The sequence below is a fragment of the Neoroseomonas soli genome (assembly GCF_018129065.1).
GTDB classification, from domain to species: domain Bacteria; phylum Pseudomonadota; class Alphaproteobacteria; order Acetobacterales; family Acetobacteraceae; genus Neoroseomonas; species Neoroseomonas soli.
This window is the reverse complement of record NZ_JAAEDM010000194.1, coordinates 1-1229: the sequence shown is the minus strand read 5'-3', so window position 1 is coordinate 1229 and position 1229 is coordinate 1. Positions and strand designations below refer to the sequence as shown.

Here is a 1229-nt window from a genome sequence, read left to right as displayed (position 1 = left end):
GGCGATGGTTCGGCAGCCTGGGTTCTTCGACGTGGAGGAACGGCTGCGGGAGTTGTCGGCCAAGGGCGATGACCTTGAGCGGATCGCCGTGCTGGTGGATTTCGCGATGTTCCGCGCTGAGCTGGAGCAGGCCGTGCTGCGCGCAGATGGGGCGAAGGGCGGCCGTCCTGCCTTCGATCACGTGCTGATGTTGAAGATCCTGCTGCTGCAGGCGATGCACGGTCTGTCGGACGAGCGCTGCGAGTACCTCATCAAGGACCGCCTGTCCTTCATGCGCTTCCTCGGCCTCGGGCTGGCCGACCCGGTGCCGGACGCCAACACGATCTGGGCGTTCCGCGAGGCGCTGAAGCGAGCCGGCGCGGTGGAGCGGTTGTTCGCGCAGTTCGACGCTACGCTGCGCGCCGCCGGCTACCTGGCGATGGGCGGGCAGATCGTGGACGCGACCATCGTCGCCGCGCCCAAGCAGCGCAACACTGAGGCCGCGCGGGCGGCCATCAAGGCGGGGCAGATCCCGGAAGGCTGGGCGGCGAAGCCTGCGAAGCTGCGCCAGAAGGACCGCGATGCCCGCTGGACGGTGAAGTTCTCCAAGGCCAGGCCGCGTGAGGATGGCGCCCCGCAGGTCGATCTCGCGGTCCCGGCCTTTGGGTACAAGAACCACATCGCGATCGACCGCCGGCACGGGCTGATCCGCGGCTGGACCGCGAGCCACGCCGCAGCCCATGACGGCGCTCGGCTGGCGGAGGTGATCGACGCCGACAACACTGCCGCCGATGTCTGGGCCGACACGGCCTATCGTTCGGCGAAGAACCAGGCGTGGCTGGCTGAGCGCGGCCTGGTCTCGCGCATCCACCGCAGGAAGCCGCCGGGGCGGCCAATGGCGGCACGCACCCGCCAGGCCAATGCCCGCAAATCGGCCGTGCGCTCGGCCGTCGAGCATGTCTTTGCCCAGCAGAAGGGGCCGATGGCGCTGGTCGTGCGCACCATTGGCATCGCTCGGGCGCGGGTGAAGATCGGCCTCGCCAACCTCGCCTACAACCTCAAGCGGTTCGTCTGGCTCAGCAGCAAGGCCGCGCCGGCGTAGGGCCTGAAACCGCCGCGCCCGTCACCCGTGCGCCCAGGCAAACATCCATCAGCAGCGTGACGTCCGCGACCCCAACGCACAGCGACTGACCACGCACCACGCAACCATCACGATCCCAAAAATCAGGGTTTCTGGAGGGGGCCAGCTG

1 protein-coding gene is annotated in these 1229 nt (G+C 68.8%); it reads left to right on the top strand.

The window, feature by feature from the left end; genetic code table 11:
• Positions 1-4 precede the first annotated feature (4 nt).
• On the top strand, positions 5-1081 hold the full coding sequence (locus GXW76_RS25400; RefSeq protein WP_211864920.1) for an IS5 family transposase: 1077 nt from the start codon (positions 5-7) through the stop codon (positions 1079-1081).
• The last annotated feature ends 148 nt before the right edge of the window (positions 1082-1229 follow it).